Source organism: Sorangium sp. So ce406 (assembly GCF_051474675.1).
GTDB lineage: Bacteria > Myxococcota_A > Polyangia > Polyangiales > Polyangiaceae > Sorangium > Sorangium cellulosum_G.
In genome coordinates, this window is the sequence record NZ_CP150340.1 from 9035579 (window position 1) to 9049972 (window position 14394).

Below are 14394 nucleotides of genomic sequence, written 5' to 3' on the forward strand. Positions count from 1 at the left end.
GCCGTGCCGGATGGCCCCGGGGCGGTAACCTCTCGGCGGCTCCCGGGTTGAATTCAATTCACCCCCGCCCCCCCTCGACAGCCTCCGGCTCGACCCCCGCCCCCGTCACAACCCCAGCCGCCGCAGCGGCAGCTCCCGCGCGCGCGTCTTCGTCAAGGCGAACACCGCGTTCGCTATCGCGGGCGCCACCGGCGGCACCCCCGGCTCTCCGACGCCACCGGGCGGCGCGTCGCTCTTCACGATCTCCACGTGGATCCGCTGCGGCACCTCCGGGCTCCGCACCACCGGGTAGTCGCGGAAGTTCGTCTGCTCGACCGCGCCGCCCTTCACCGTGATGGCGCCGTGGAGCGCGATGCTCATCCCGAACACGACCGCGCCCTCCATCTGCGAGCGCACCCGATCCAGGTTGACCACCGTGCCCGGGTCCGCGACGAGCCACACCTCGTCCACCTTCACCTTGCCGAGCGCGTCCTTCGAGACCGCGGCGACAACGGCCACGTACGTGAGGAAGCTCCGGTGCGCGGCGAGGCCCACCGCCCGCCCCGCCTTGCGCGCGGCGTCCCACCCCGAGAGCTCCGTCACCCGCTCGATCACGTGCCGCAGGCGGCCCACGTCGACCGGGTGCTGCTCGATCGGCGCCCCGTAGTTGGGGACCTTGTCGACGCCGAGCTCCGCCGGCGTCGCCCGGCGCGCCGGGCCGAGCACCTCGAGCAGCACGTCGCGCGGATCCGCCTGCCGCGCGTGCGCGATCTCGTCGATGAAGCTCTGCACGGCGAAGGCGTGGAAGATGTTGCAGACCGACCGGAGCCAGCCGATCCGGACGTGCGCCGGCGCGTCGCACGCCTCGACGCGGACGTTCGGGGCCGAGAGCGCGAGGTCGAGCACGCCGAGGCCGAGCTCGCCCTCGCTCGGGGTCTTCGCCTTCGCGTCGAACGTGGACGGGATCGGCGGGAACGCCGTCCGGTGCTGCCACGCCGTCACCTTGCCGGCCGCGTCGAGCCCCACCTTGAGCTGCTGCGCGCTCACGCTGTGGAAGTAGCCGCTCTGCACGTCGTCCTCGCGCGTCCACTGCACGCGCACCGGCGCGCCCATGGCCCGCGCGAGCAGCGCCGCCTCGGCGCAGTAGTCCGGCTTCGACTTCCGCCCGAAGCCGCCGCCGAGGAGCGTCACGTGCACCGTGACGTTCGCCTCGTCGAGGCCGAGCGCCCGCGCTACCTCGGTGCGCGCCGCCTGCGGGTTCTGCGTCGGCGCCCACACCTCGCATCCCTTCGCGTCGACCCTCGCCACCGCCGACGGCGGCTCCATGGCCGCGTGCGCCAGGTGCGGCACGTAGTACTCGGCCTCGATCGTGCGCGCCGCCGCCTTGAACGCCGCGTCCACGTCGCCGACCTTCCGCACGACCTTCCCCGGCGCGCGCACCGCCGACAAGAGCGCCTCGCGGTAGCTCGCCGAGTCGTACGCCGCGTTCGCGCCGTGATCCCACTCGACGTGCAGCGCCGCCCGGCCACGCATCGCCGCCCACGTCGAGTCCGCCACGACCGCCACGCCGCCGAGCGGCTGGAACCCGACCGCGCCGCCCTTCGGCCCCGGCAGATCCACGAGCTTCTTCACGCCCGGGACCGCCAGCGCGCGCGCGCCGTCGTACCGCACGACCTTGCCGCCCACGACCGGCGGGCGCGCGATCACCGCGGTAAGCATGCCCGGCAGCCGCACATCCGCGCCGAACTGGGCCTTGCCCGTCACGATCGCCGGCCCGTCGAGCAGCGGCAGCATGCCGCCGACGCGCTTGAGCTCCGCGACAGGGCGGAGCGCGACCGTCTTCTCGTCGGGCACCGGGAGCTTCGCCGCGTCGGCCACGAGCTCGCGGAAGTCCAGCGAGCGCTTCGTCTTCGCGTGGTGGACGGCGTGCTGCTCGGCGACGCACTCGGCGGCGGGCACCCGCCACTTCTTCGCGGCGGCCGCGACGAGCATCGCGCGCGCCGTCGCGCCCACGCGCCGCATCGGCTCGTAGCCGTTGCGCACGCTGCGCGATCCGTCGGTGTTCTGATCGCCGTAGGCCTTGTCGCCGTCGCCTTGCACGATCTTCACCCGCGCCATGTCGGCGCCGAGCTCGTCGGCGATCAGCACCGGCAGCGAGCTGCGGATCCCCTGCCCCATCTCCGACCGGTGGCAGACGATCGACGCCGTGCCGTCGGGCGCGAGGTGCAGGAACACCCCGGTCCGGAGCCCAGGCTCGGCCGCCGCGCCCGCGGGCGCGGCGGGCGCGGCCTCGGCATCGTCGGCGAGCCCGAGCGCGAGCCCGGAGACCGCGAGCCCGAGCCCCGCGAGGAAAGAGCGGCGGAGGAGGACGACGCGTTGCTGTTCCATCTTCACTCCGTGGGAAGGCCCGCGGCCTTGCGGACCGCCGCCCGGATGCGCGTGTACGTCCCGCACCGGCAGATGTTGCCGGCGAGCGATTTGTCGATGTCCTCGTTCGAGGGCCGCGGGTTCTTCCGCAGGAGCGCGGCCGCGCTCATGATCTGTCCGGACTGGCAGAAGCCGCACTGCGGGACGCCGAGCTCGACCCACGCGCGCTGGAGCGGGTGATCGCCGCCCGGGCTGAGCCCCTCGATGGTCGTCACCGAGCCGCCCGCGGCGCGCTTCACGGGCGTCACGCACGCGCGCACCGTCTCGCCGTCGAGGTGGACGACGCACGCCCCGCAGAGCGCCTGGCCGCAACCGTACTTCGTCCCCGTGAGGCCGAGCACGTCGCGCAGCACCCAGAGGAGCGGCATCTCCGGATCCACGTCGAGCTTCTGCTCGGCGCCGTTCACCTTCAGGATGATCATGGACGGGCCTCCTCGGGCGGGCACGCGGCGCCCGCCTTCACCCACGCATCGACGAGCGCGCCGAACTGCGCCTGCGTGCCGGGCGCCTTCGTGCGGCCGTGGCCGGGCGCCCACCCCCACGCCACGAGCGCGTCGTGCGCGGAGTGCTCGACGATCTGCGCGAGCGTCTTCTTGCCGTTGCGCGCCGGATCCTTGATCTGCGCGCAGAGGGCCGCCGGCGACCTGCCGAGCCACGCCATCTCCGCCGGCGCGAGGTGCCATCCTGGCGCGCCGGGCACGCGCGCGAGCTCGAGGTTCTGCGCCTGGTGGCACGACGTGCACTCCATCGCGGCCACCCCGCGGTCGCGCGGACCGCGCTCGGCCGGCGGGCTGTGGCGCTCGCCGCTGTCGCCCTGGCGCGGGACGCCGTCGTGCGGGTGGCAGTTCACGCAGCGCGGGTGCAAGAGCACCTTGCTCGCCTCGAGGAAGATCGAGGCCGCGCGCGCGTCGTCGTCCCGGATCGACGCGAACGCCTCCGGGCTGCGGAGCTCGCCCGGCGCGACGGGGGGAAGGACGACCGGCTTCGGCGCCTCCGCGGGGCGGGCGTCGCACGCCGCGGCGAGGAGGCCGACGCCCGCCAGGAACCAGAGGTGGAGAGGCTGCATCGCGCGGCCTACACTGCTTGCCGCGAGCGCGCAGCACAAGCATTTCGTCGCGCTCGCGCGCCGCAGACGCTCGCGCGCCGCCCACGCTCGCTCGCTCGCACGGCGGCCTGAGCCGTGAAGCGCCCCGCGCTCGCCTCGAGAGGACCCGTCATCAATCATCGAGGCGCGCGATCGCGCCGCGCCGAGCGTGTCCTCGACTCCGCGCTCGACCTCGCCGGGGTGCGCGGCGCTCCCCAGGATCGTTGACGTCGGCAATGGCACAGACGCGTGGCATGCTGTCGTCGGCGGGCGACGCCGCGCTCGAATGCATGTCCCCTCGCCTCGCTCTCCACATCGCGAGCTCGGCGCGGCCAGCGGCTCCCCGCAGCGCGAACCCCGCCCCGGAGCGCCCCGCGACGCGCCGTTGAAACGCGATCGCCGCTCTGGCGCTCTCGCGCGGAAATGCCGCGCCACCCTCATCCGTTCAGCGCTGTGGTGAGCGGCAGAGACCTGCTGGCGCCGCCGATGGTTCGAGCGACGTCACCGATCTCACGAATCGGCGCGGCCCGCAACCCGCGAGGACAGCGGCCGTAAGTGGGTGCAGAGCGCGCCGCGACAAGGGCCCGCAGCGGCCATCATGCCTGTAGCGAACTGTCACGCGGGATCTGTGCAGCGCGGCCGCACGCCACGATGCGCCACGCCAACTCCAGCTCATGGCCGCCTGTCCATCGAATCCGGAGGCTGGCTCGCCGCATGCAAGTCAGCTCCGGCATGAGCAAGACGGTAGGAATGGGCGAGGCCACCCAGCCATCCCCGCGCCTGATCGCCCCGGCTGAGGCAACCTGCCACACCGCGCCCTCCAGCTCGGAGCGCGGGCCCCTGCCGGGAATGCAGGTGGGTTCCCACCTCCGGCTCATCCGCGCGCTCGGCCAGGGCGGGATGGGGAGCGTCTGGCTCGCCGAGCACACCGCGCTCAGGACCCAGGTCGCGGTGAAGTTCCTCCGCGACATGTACGTCGATCTCCCCCTCGCCGTCATGCGCCTCCACCGCGAGGCCGAGGCGGCCGCCCGGATCCAGAGCCCGCACGTCGTGCGCGTGTTCGACGTCGGGTTCACCGATCAGGGCGTCCCCTACATCGTGATGGAGCACCTCGAAGGGCAGACGCTGCACGACCTCGTGGAGCGCCGCGGGCGGCTCTCGCTGAGCGAGACAGTCTGCATCCTGCGCCAGCTCGGCGCGGCGCTGGCCCGGGCGCACGAGGCGGGCATCGTCCACCGCGACATCAAGCCCGAGAACATCTTCCTCGTGGAAGGCGAGCGGGAGCCGTTCGTGAAGGTGCTCGACTTCGGCATCGCCAAGAACACCGTCGAGGAGGCCGAGCGGCTCACCGTCACGGGCGCCATCATGGGGACCCCGCACTTCATGTCGCCGGAGCAGATGGCGGGCGGAGCGCGGGTCGGACCGCACAGCGACCTCTGGGCCCTCGGCGTCGTGGCCTACTTCTGCCTGACCGGGCAGACCCCCTTCAACGGCGCCACCATCGCGGCGGTCGCTGTCGCGATCGACCGCGGGCCGCCCCCGCCGCCGTCCCGGCTCGTCCCGGAGATCCCGCCGGCGATCGACGCCTGGGTCCTCTCGCTGCTCGAGAAGGACCCGGCGCGCCGCGCCCGGAGCGCCCGCGCCGTCCTCGACGCGCTCGACGCCGCCCTCGCCGCCCCGCGCGGCCCGCGCGGCCCGCGGGCCGCCGGCGAGACCGAGATCATGCCGCCGCGCGAGGCGCTCTCCTCGGCCGAAGGCTTCTCGTCGCTCGTGACCACGCTGCTGCCGTTCGGCACGCTCGGCGACGGCTCGCCGCGGAAGCTGGCGCGCGCGCGCACCTGGGCCATGGCGGCGGCCGCGTTCATGGGCATCAGCACGCTGGCCTGGGCGGGCGCCACCGGCGTCGGCCGGACGGCGCCGGCGGCGCAGGGCGCGTCGCTCGCCATGGTCGGGAGCGGCCCCGCGGAGCCCGCGGCCCACGCCGCCCCGCCGGCCGCCGAGCCCGCGGCGCAGTGCGCGACGCCGGCGCCGCGGCCCGAGGCCCAGGCCAGAGCGCCGCAGCCCGAGGGGTCCGCCGCGTCCAGCGCGCCGGCCGCCTCCGGGACGCCCGCCGTCGTCCCGGGCACGCCTGTCGCCCAGGCTGCGCCCGCCACCGCGGCCGCGCCGGTCAAGAAGGTCGCGAACCGCACGCGGGTTCGCCGCGATCTCGGCTTCTGACAGAGGAGAGCCATGCACCCCGGGCCCAGGACGCTGCTGATGCTCGCCGGCCTGATCGTCGCGGCCGCGCCCGCGCTCGCCGCCCAGGCGCCGGAGACGGGCGGCGGCGACGCCGACGAGAAGGCGCGGAGCGAGGCCCGAGAGCTCGTGTACGCGGGCGACGAGTTCTTCGCCCAGAAGAAGTATGCCGAGGCGCTCCGCGCCTACCAGCGCGCCGAGCGGCTCGTCTGCGTGCCGACGACCTCCATCGAGGTGGCGAAGACGCTGACCGCCATCGGGCGGCTCAGCGAGGCGCGCGAGCTCGCGTCGACGATCGCCGCGTCGCGCCCGACCCCGGGAGAGCCCTGGCCGTTCATGCAGGCGCGGCGCCGGGCCGAGGCCCTGCGCGACGAGCTCGGCGCGCGCATCCCGCGGCTCCGGGTGAGGATCACGCCCGCCCCGGCCACCGCCAGGCTCCGGGTCGACGGCCAGGCGATGACGGCCTCGGCCGAGGGCTCCCCGATCGACCCGGGCAACCACTGGGTCGAGGTCGAGGCCGATGGCTACGTCGGCGCCCGGCAGCGGGTCTACGTCCCCGAGCGGGAGGTCACGACGCTGGACATGGCCCTCACGCCGGTGCCTGACCCGGACGGCGGCGGCGCGAGCCCGTGGGTCATCGGCGGGTTCGTGACGTCGGGCGCCGGCCTCGCGCTGGGGCTCGGCGCCGGCGTGGCCTACCTGAACGCGAGGAGCGACCTCGAGGAGGCGTGCCGGCAGGGTACCGCGAGCTGCTCGGGCGACGCGCGGGGCGGCGCGAACACGCTCGGCTGGGTCTCGAACGTGGGGTTCGGCCTCGCGATCGCGGGCGCGGCCGTCGGCGGGCTCGCCCTCGGCCTGGAGACCTCGACCGGGCCGGCCTCGAGCGTCACGTGGGCCGTCGGGCCCGGCTACATCGGCGTACGGGGGACGTTATGACGACGCGGATCGCAGCGCTGTGCCTCTTCGCCGCCGGGGTCGCGGGGTGCCAGATCATCGCCCCGCTGCCCGGCGCCGGGGGCGAGGGTGGCAGTCCCCCGAGCCTGGACGGCGGAGAGATCGACGAGGGAGAGGGCGAGGCGAGCCAGGGAACCGAGGTCACGCCGCCCGCGGAGGAGACTGGTCCCTGCGAGGTCGCCGCGTGCTCGACCCACTGCGCCGGGTCGATGGATGCCTGCGAGGCCACGCCGCAGTACCCGTCGGTCGAGACGTGCTGCGCTGTCTGCGAGGCGATGCCGTCGCCCGCGGAGTACGCCGCGTGCCGCGCGGTGGGGTCCGGCGATCCTGCGGGCTGCACCGCCAGCGGGCTGCTCGGCCCGGCGGACGCCGACGGGTGCATCGGGCGGTGCGAGGCGGCCTGCACCCTCTACACGGCGCTGTGCCCCGACACGCTGGCGCTGACGAGCCACGAGGGCTGCATGCTCCTGTGCGTGGCCGCGGGGGCGCCGCCCATCTTCAATGCGTGCAAACCGTTCAAGGAGGAAGGCTCGTTCGAGTGCCGCCTCCAGCTGATCTACAGCGCGCTCGAAGAGACGGACGACGCGAAGCGCAACCAGACGTGCCGCGACATCGTGCAAGGTCGCTGCCCGAAGCCGGAGTGCGAGGCCGACGACGACGACGATTGACGGAGCGCTCGCCCCCTGAAGGACCGCGCGCCGGCGAGCGCGCGGCGGACCCGGCGCCGGCGTGGCGGACCGCGCGCCTTCGAACGGCGCGCAGCGCGCGCCTTCGAACGGCGCGCCGCGGCGGGAGATGCTACCCCCTCGCGCCGTGAGCACCCGCGTCCCGCAAGAGCAACCTGCCCCGCCGCCCGCCCCCGGCGGCCGGACCTCGTCGCCGCCCCCCGCCGGGAGCCCGGTGCGCTTCCCCGAGGAGCTGCCCATCTCGGCGCGGGTGCTCGACATCGCCCGGGCCGTCGAGGCGCACCAGGTGGTGATCGTCGCGGGCGAGACCGGCTCGGGCAAGACCACGCAGCTCCCCAAGATCTGCCTGGCCATGGGCCGCGGGCTCTCCGCCCGGATCGGCGTCACGCAGCCGCGCCGCATCGCCGCCACCAGCGTCGCGGCCCGCGTCGCCAAGGAGCTCAACGTCGAGCTGGGCAAGGAGGTGGGCTACAAGATCCGCTTCTCGGACCGGACGAGCCCGGCGACGTACGTCAAGTACATGACCGACGGCATCGTCCTGGCCGAGATCCAGGGCGATCCGCGGCTCTCGGACTACGACACGCTCATCATCGACGAGGCCCACGAGCGCAGCCTCAACATCGACTTCCTCCTCGGCTACCTCAAGCGCCTCCTGCCGAGGCGGCCGGATCTCCGCGTCATCGTCAGCTCCGCGACGCTCGAGACCGATCGATTCTCGGCCTTCTTCGGCGGGGCGCCCGTCATCGAGGTCTCCGGCCGCACCTACCCCGTGGAGGTCATCCACCGTCCCCCGGAGACCGGAGAGGCGGAGATCGCCGACGCCGTCGCCAACACGGTCGAGGAGATCACGTCCATCGATCCGCGCGGGGATATCCTCGTCTTCCTGCCGGGAGAGCGGGAGATCCATGATACGATGGCCGAGCTGGAGCGGCACGGCCTGCCGCACACGACGATGCTGCCGCTCTACGGGCGCCTCCCGCAGGGCGACCAGCAGCGGGTGTTCCAGTCGTTGCCCGGGCGGCGGATCGTGCTCGCGACCAACGTGGCCGAGACGTCCCTCACCATTCCAGGCATCGTGTATGTGGTCGACGCCGGGCTCGCGCGCGTCAATCGCTATAGCCCCCGGACGGGCGTCACCCAGCTCCAGATCGAGCCGATCTCGCGCGCGAGCGCCGATCAGCGCAAGGGGCGCGCGGGCCGCGTGCAGAGCGGCGTCTGCTTCCGGCTCTACGCCGAGCAGGACTACCAGGCGCGGCCCGCCTACACCGATCCGGAGATCCTGAGGGTCGGCCTCTCGGGCGTCATCCTCCAGATGAAGGCGCTCGGGCTCGGCGACATCGAGGATTTCCCGTTCCTCGACGCCCCGTCGAAGCGCGCCGTGGACGAGGGCTATCGGGTCCTCGAGGAGATCGGCGCCCTCGACGAGTCGGGCGCGCTCACGGACATCGGCCGGAAGCTCGCGAAGCTGCCGCTCGATCCGCGGATCGGCCGGATGGTCCTGGGCGGCGAGGGCGAGGGGGCGCTCGCCGAGGTGCTGATCATCGCCGCCGCGCTCGGGGTGCAGGACCCGCGGGAGCGGCCGCTCTCGGCGCAGAAGCAGGCCGACGACGCGCACCGGAGGTTCAAGGACGAGGGGTCGGACTTCGCGGGGCTCCTGAAGCTCTGGGCCTTTTACCAGGACGCGCAGGGCCGGCTCACCCAGAACCAGCTCCGCAAGACCTGTCGCGATCACTTCATCTCGTACCTGCGGATGCGCGAGTGGGTCGACGTGCACCGGCAGCTCAGCCGCATCACGCGGGACATGGGGTTCTCGCCGAACACCGCGCCCGCGAAGGGCGAGGCCATCCACCGCGCGCTCCTGCCCGGGCTGCTCAGCCGCATCGGCATGTGGAGCCAGGAGCACAAGGTGTATCTCGGCGCCCGGCAGACGCGCTTTCAGCTCCACCCCTCGTCGGGGCTCGCGAAGAAGCCGCCCGCGTGGATCATGGCCGCCGAGCTGGTCGAGACATCGCAGCTCTTCGCCCGGATGGCGGCGGCCCTGGATCCCGCGTGGATCGAGGCCGCGGCCGGGCCGCTCTGCAAGCGCAGCTACAGCGACCCTCACTGGGCCGCGAAGCCGGCGGCCGTGATGGCCAGAGAGCAGGTGACGCTCTACGGGCTGCCGATCGCGCGCGACCGCAGGGTGGATTTCGGGCCGATCGATCCGAGGGCGGCGCGCCAGATCTTCCTCCTGCACGCCCTGGTCCGGCAGGAGTACGCGACGCGCGCGCCGTTCATGGACGCGAACCGCAAGCTCTTCGAGGAGGTCAGCCGGCTGCGCGACAAGGCGAGGCGGAGCGAGATGCTGGCCGACGAGCACGCGCTCGAGCTCTTCTTCGACAGGCGCGTGCCCGAGGGGGTCTACAACGGCAAGACGTTCGAGGCGTGGCGCAAGGAGGCCGAGGCCACGGATCCGCGGGTGCTCCACCTGTCGATCGCCGACGTCCTGCTCGACGAGGCCGCGGAGCTCTCGCCCGACCGCTACCCCGACGCGCTCGATCTCTACGGGGCGGCCGTGCCGCTCGCCTACCGCTTCGATCCGGGCGAGGACGACGACGGCGTCTCCCTCTCGCTGCCGCTCGTGCTCCTGCCGCAGGCCGATCCGGAGCAGCTCGAGTGGACGATCCCCGGGTGGCACGCCGAGAAGATCGCGCTGCTGCTCGAGACGCTGCCGAAGTCGCTCCGCAAGGCGCTCGTCCCGATGCGGGAGGTCGCCCGCGAGATCGCCGCGGAGCTACGCCCGTTCCAGGGCCCGATGCGGCCCGCGCTCGCGCGCGCGGTCGAGGACCGCACCGGCGAGCGCGTGCAGGCCGACGCCTTCCGGATCGAGGAGCTCCCGCCGTACCTGCGCTTCTATTTCCGCGTGATCGGCGAGGACGGCCGGGTGATCGGCGAGGGGCGCGACCTGCGGGAGCTCAAGGATCGCCTGTCCGGCCGGGCGCGCGACGCGTGGGCGAAGGTCGGCAAGGCGGGGATCGAGCGGGACGGCCTCACGTCGTTCGGCGTCGAGTCGCTGCCCGAGCGCGTGCAGGTCGACGCCGGGGGTCACAAGGTGTTCGGCTATCCGGCGCTGATCGACGGGGAGACCTCCGTGTCGGTGCGCGTGCTCGCCTCGAGGGCCGCGGCCGACGAGGCCACGCGCGCCGGGCTGCGGCGGCTCCTCTTGCTCCAGCTCGGGGGCAAGATGAGCCAGCTCGAGCAGCCGCTGCGCAGCGCGGTGGCCGTGAGCGGGCTCGGCGCCCGGGTCGCGCCCGGCGAGCCCGGCCTCGCCCGGCAGATCGCGCTGCGCGCGCTCGACGAGGCGTTCCAGCTCGGCGATCCCGCCGCGTTCCCGAGGACGCGCCCCGCGTTCCAGGCGCGCCTGGACGACGGCCGGCGGTCGCTCCAGGGCGTGCTGGGCAAGCTCGCCGGGCTGGCGCGAGACATCGGCGTCGAGCTCGATCGCGTGCAGGCGATGCTCCGGTCGATGACGGGCAAGCCGGGCGCGCCGAGGCCAGCGCTCGACGACGTGCGCACGCAGGTCGAGCTCCTGCTGCCGGTCGGGCTCTTCTCGCGCGCCCCGCTCGACCGGCTCGCCCACCTGCCCCGCTACCTGCGGGCAGTCCAGGTCCGGCTCGAGCGGCTGCCCAACGGTCCGCAGAAGGACCAGGCCAAGGCCGCGCAGGTGCTGCCGTTCTGGCAGGATTACCTCAAGCACCAGCAGGCGCTCCGCCAGAAGGGGGTGCCCGCGGAAGAGCTGGAGTCGTTCCGCTGGCTGATAGAGGAGCTCCGGGTGTCGCTGTTCGCGCCCGAGCTGAAGGCCGCTGTCCCCGTCTCGACGCAGCGGCTGTCGGAGCAGTGGAAACGCATGCTGGGATAGCTCCACGCACCAGGAGTCCGACAGGAATCCGAAGGGAGGTTTCAACGCAAAGACGCAAAGGCGCAAAACGACAAGAATTTCTCTTTTTTCTTTGCGCCTTTGCGCCTTTGCGTTGAAATCTCTCTCTCCGCTCGCGAGACAGAGCCCTGGCAGGAACTCTGACCCTTGGTAGTAGCGCCGCCGGCCGGAGGAGCGATGCGATGAGATGAGACCCGCTGGTTGCATTCCCGCGGAGCGAACCAGTTTCTCACGTTCAGGTCTCTTTTCTGGTTTCTCTGTCTCTCCTGAGAAACGTCGGCTGGTTCCCCTTCGCCTGACCTGACCTGATATGTAGCTCGTCATGAGCGTGACGGCCTTGCGCGCCCTCTCTGGGGCGTTGATCCTCGCCGCGTCGGTCATCCTGCCCTCTGTCGGTCGCGCCGACACCGGGGCGAGCGAGGCGCAGCGTCGACTCGAGCGCTCGGCCGACCGGGCCGTGGCGGAAGGGCAGCTCGCGAAGGCGCGGGACCTCTGGCTTCAGGTATGGCAACTGGCCCCGTCCGAGAAGGCAGCGTGCAATGTGGGGCAGCTCGCGTTCCGTGTCGGGGACATGACGAGAGCGGCGGAGTTTCTGGCCCTGTGTCTCGAGAGGACGCCGGCGCCCCGGAGCGGCGCGGAGCGAGAGCGGTACGCGAGCCGGGCGCTGGACCTCGCGCGCGTGAAGCAGGAGGTCGGCGCGCTGACGTTCGCCGTGCCGCCGGGGGCGCAGCTCTCGATCGACGGCCGGCCTGTCGGCCAGGCGCCGCTCGGCCGGGAGGTGTACGTGGAACCCGGCTCGCACCGCGTCCGGGCGGCGCTCGGCGCGGCGGCGAAGGAGACCACCGTCGAGGTGCGCGCCGGGGAGGCGCGCCTTCTGGTCATCGACCTTGCCCCGCCGGCGCCGGTCGGTGGCGTTGCTCCGGCGGCGCCGGTCGGCGCTGAGCAGGCAACGCCGCGCGCGCCGGCGCCGGCGGGGCTGCCGGGGGCGGCGGGGTTGGCGCCGGGGAGCGAGGGACCGGCGACGGCGCTCGTCCTCCTGGGCGGCGCGGCGACCGCCGGGTGCATCACGCTGGGCGCGATCTTCCTCGCGGAGGCGAACGGCCACCAGCGCAGGTTCGACGAGCTGCTCGCGCGCAACCACGGCGGCTACCGGATCGCCGGCGCGGAGCTGCAGCGCGCGCAGAGCGCCTACGGGGCCATGGGGCGCGCCGAGGAGCGCGCCGCGATCGCGCTGACCGCCGGCGCGCTGCTCGGCGCGGGAACGCTGATCTACGCGCTCTTGCCGAGGAGCCGCGGCCCCAGGGTGACCGCCGCCGGCACGCAGCTCGGCCTGGAGATGACATGGTAGACGGCGCTGGGCTCGGCTACCGGATCGTCGCGCAGCTCGCCGGCCGCGGTCGGGCGGATGTCTATGCCGCGATGGATCGCGCGGGCAGGAGCGTGCTGCTGTATGTGAGCGCGTCGGTGCCCGAGGGGTTCCTCGACACGCTGGAGCGCCTCCGCGCGGTGAGCGCGCTGCTCGACGAGCTCCCGCGGGTGCTCGACGGGGGCGTCGGCGCCTCATTCTGCTGGGCGGCGGTCGAGCGGTGCGACGGTCCGTCGCTGCGCGCGCTCCTCGACGGCCGGTCGCGGGAGCTCGGGCCCTCATGGGCGCTCTCGCAGGTCGCCGAGTTCGCCGAGGTCTTGAGGACCGCACATGCTTCGGGGATCTTCCACGGGGATCTCAGCCCGGAGAGCATCGTGCTGTTCGGAGACGGCTCGTTCAGGCTCCCTGGCCTGGGTCTCGCGCAGCTCTTCGGTCTCGGCGCGGCGGACGTGGCAGACGTGGCGAGCGCGGCGGACCCGGCGGGCGCGGCGATGACAACGGCGTACCGGGCGCCCGAGCAGCTCTCGACGCCGCCGGCCCTCGACGAGCGGACCGACGTGCACGCGCTGGGCCTCGTGCTGTACGAGCTCCTCGGGCTGCGCCGGCCGTTCGAGGGATCCGCGCCGGAGGAGCTGGACCGCTGCGTCCGGCACGGGATGCCGCAGGCGATCGAGACCCTCGTGCCGCTTCCGCCGTCGGTCGCCGGCGTCGTGAAGAGGGCCATCGAGAAGGACCCCGCCGCCCGGTATCGCGGCATGGAGGAGCTCATCGCGGCGCTCCACGCGGCGATCGAGGGCTGGTGTCGCTGGCAGGCCGAGCCGGAGCAGGGCGCGCTCTCCGGCGTGCGCATCCCGGTACCTTCCGCGGGCGGCGCGCGGTCCCGGCCTCCCTCGCCGCCTTCGCCGGGGTCCGGACCGCCGACGCTGCCCTCCGGCGTCACGCGCAGGCCACCCGGGGACTCGGCGGACGACGAGGGGCACCATGCGCCGCATCCCGGGGACGCGACCTACGCTGAGGAGCAGCCCCCGCTGCCTCTCGCGGCCTCGGCCAACCATGACGCCCAGCGTGCGCCGCCTCGCACGGCCTCGGCCGACCGTGACACGCAGCACACGCCGCCCCTCGCGGCTCCGGTCGCGCTGCCCGAGGTGCCTCCGCTCTTGTTGGCCGCGGCGCCGTTCGGACCACCGCAGCCGGCCCCTCCGGTCGTATCACCGGCGCCAGCAGCCCCGGCACCACCGGCAGCCCCGGCGCCCGGTCCTCGCCGCCGCCACCGGCGCATCGCCCGCGCGGCAGGCGCGCTGGCCCTCGTGGCCGCTGCGGCGCTCCTCGCCTGGTTCCAGCTCGTCTCGCCCCGAGAAGCGCGCGTCCCGCCCGTCGCCCGCTTTCCGCGCCCCTGCGCGCTGGTCCCCGCCCCCGCGGCTCCCCTGTCGGAGCGCCACGCGCCGGCGCCCGTCCCTCGCGAGTCCCCGCCGCGCACCGCGCCGGTGCCGCCGCGCACCGCGCCGGTGCCGCCTCGCGCGCGGCCGGAGGCGACGGTACGTGCGCCGGCGCCGCGTCGGCCCTTCGAGGAGGACGAGCCGCAGCCGCCCTGCGGCGCCGACTGGTACACCTGCGGAGCGCAGTGGCCAGGCGCGCGCTCCACCACATTCCATTGACGCGACCACAATTACCACTCGATCGCGCCACCTTGATTCGAGCGCAGCGGGCAGGCGTGCGCTTCACCACGTTCCACTGACGCACTTCGAAT

General features: G+C 73.8%; 9 protein-coding genes. 6 read left to right on the forward strand and 3 right to left on the reverse strand.

Annotation, left to right across the window (positions count from 1 at the left end):
• Positions 1-105: 105 nt before the first annotated feature.
• From WME96_RS33795 to WME96_RS33805, 3 genes are read right to left on the reverse strand one after another with little or no spacing between them, the layout of a single operon-like run.
• Positions 106-2367: a molybdopterin cofactor-binding domain-containing protein gene (locus WME96_RS33795; RefSeq protein ID WP_437285705.1), complete on the reverse strand. Its 2262-nt coding sequence runs from the start codon at positions 2365-2367 to the stop codon at positions 106-108.
• A gap of 2 nt (positions 2368-2369) precedes the next feature.
• Positions 2370-2828: a (2Fe-2S)-binding protein gene (locus WME96_RS33800; RefSeq protein ID WP_437285706.1), complete on the reverse strand. Its 459-nt coding sequence runs from the start codon at positions 2826-2828 to the stop codon at positions 2370-2372.
• Entirely contained in the window at positions 2825-3472 is a 648-nt protein-coding gene (locus WME96_RS33805; RefSeq protein ID WP_437285707.1) for an Isoquinoline 1-oxidoreductase subunit, read from the reverse strand. Before WME96_RS33805 ends, WME96_RS33800 begins: the two co-directional genes overlap by 4 nt.
• A gap of 867 nt (positions 3473-4339) precedes the next feature.
• Here WME96_RS33805 and WME96_RS33810 point away from each other — a divergent pair.
• The 6 genes from WME96_RS33810 to WME96_RS33835 all read left to right on the forward strand — a co-directional run bounded on the left by WME96_RS33810 (position 4340) and on the right by WME96_RS33835 (position 14302).
• A complete protein-coding gene (locus WME96_RS33810; RefSeq protein WP_437285708.1) occupies positions 4340-5707 on the forward strand; it encodes a serine/threonine-protein kinase in 1368 nt (455 codons plus the stop codon).
• Positions 5708-5719: 12 nt separating this feature from the next.
• Entirely contained in the window at positions 5720-6661 is a 942-nt protein-coding gene (locus tag WME96_RS33815) for a PEGA domain-containing protein (protein ID WP_437285709.1), read from the forward strand.
• Complete coding sequence (locus WME96_RS33820) at positions 6658-7347, forward strand: hypothetical protein (protein ID WP_437285710.1); 690 nt, start codon at positions 6658-6660, stop codon at positions 7345-7347. Before WME96_RS33815 ends, WME96_RS33820 begins: the two co-directional genes overlap by 4 nt.
• 145 nt (positions 7348-7492) lie before the next feature.
• Complete coding sequence (gene hrpA / locus WME96_RS33825; protein WP_437285711.1) at positions 7493-11263, forward strand: ATP-dependent RNA helicase HrpA; 3771 nt, start codon at positions 7493-7495, stop codon at positions 11261-11263.
• Positions 11264-11603: 340 nt separating this feature from the next.
• Positions 11604-12629: a PEGA domain-containing protein gene (locus tag WME96_RS33830; protein WP_437285712.1), complete on the forward strand. Its 1026-nt coding sequence runs from the start codon at positions 11604-11606 to the stop codon at positions 12627-12629.
• Positions 12623-14302: a protein kinase domain-containing protein gene (locus WME96_RS33835; RefSeq protein WP_437285713.1), complete on the forward strand. Its 1680-nt coding sequence runs from the start codon at positions 12623-12625 to the stop codon at positions 14300-14302. The genes WME96_RS33830 and WME96_RS33835 overlap by 7 nt, the downstream gene beginning before the upstream one ends.
• Positions 14303-14394: the final 92 nt, after the last annotated feature.

Bases quoted from the DNA above. Each gene is read 5' to 3' on its own strand.
- WME96_RS33815 (WP_437285709.1), top strand. From the start codon at position 5,720: ATGCACCCCGGGCCCAGGACGCTGCTGATGCTCGCCGGCCTGATCGTC.
- WME96_RS33830 (WP_437285712.1), top strand. From the start codon at position 11,604: ATGAGCGTGACGGCCTTGCGCGCCCTCTCTGGGGCGTTGATCCTCGCC.
- WME96_RS33805 (WP_437285707.1), bottom strand. From the start codon at position 3,472: ATGCAGCCTCTCCACCTCTGGTTCCTGGCGGGCGTCGGCCTCCTCGCC.
- WME96_RS33820 (WP_437285710.1), top strand. From the start codon at position 6,658: ATGACGACGCGGATCGCAGCGCTGTGCCTCTTCGCCGCCGGGGTCGCG.
- WME96_RS33835 (WP_437285713.1), top strand. From the start codon at position 12,623: ATGGTAGACGGCGCTGGGCTCGGCTACCGGATCGTCGCGCAGCTCGCC.
- WME96_RS33795 (WP_437285705.1), bottom strand. From the start codon at position 2,367: ATGGAACAGCAACGCGTCGTCCTCCTCCGCCGCTCTTTCCTCGCGGGG.
- WME96_RS33810 (WP_437285708.1), top strand. From the start codon at position 4,340: ATGCAGGTGGGTTCCCACCTCCGGCTCATCCGCGCGCTCGGCCAGGGC.
- WME96_RS33800 (WP_437285706.1), bottom strand. From the start codon at position 2,828: ATGATCATCCTGAAGGTGAACGGCGCCGAGCAGAAGCTCGACGTGGAT.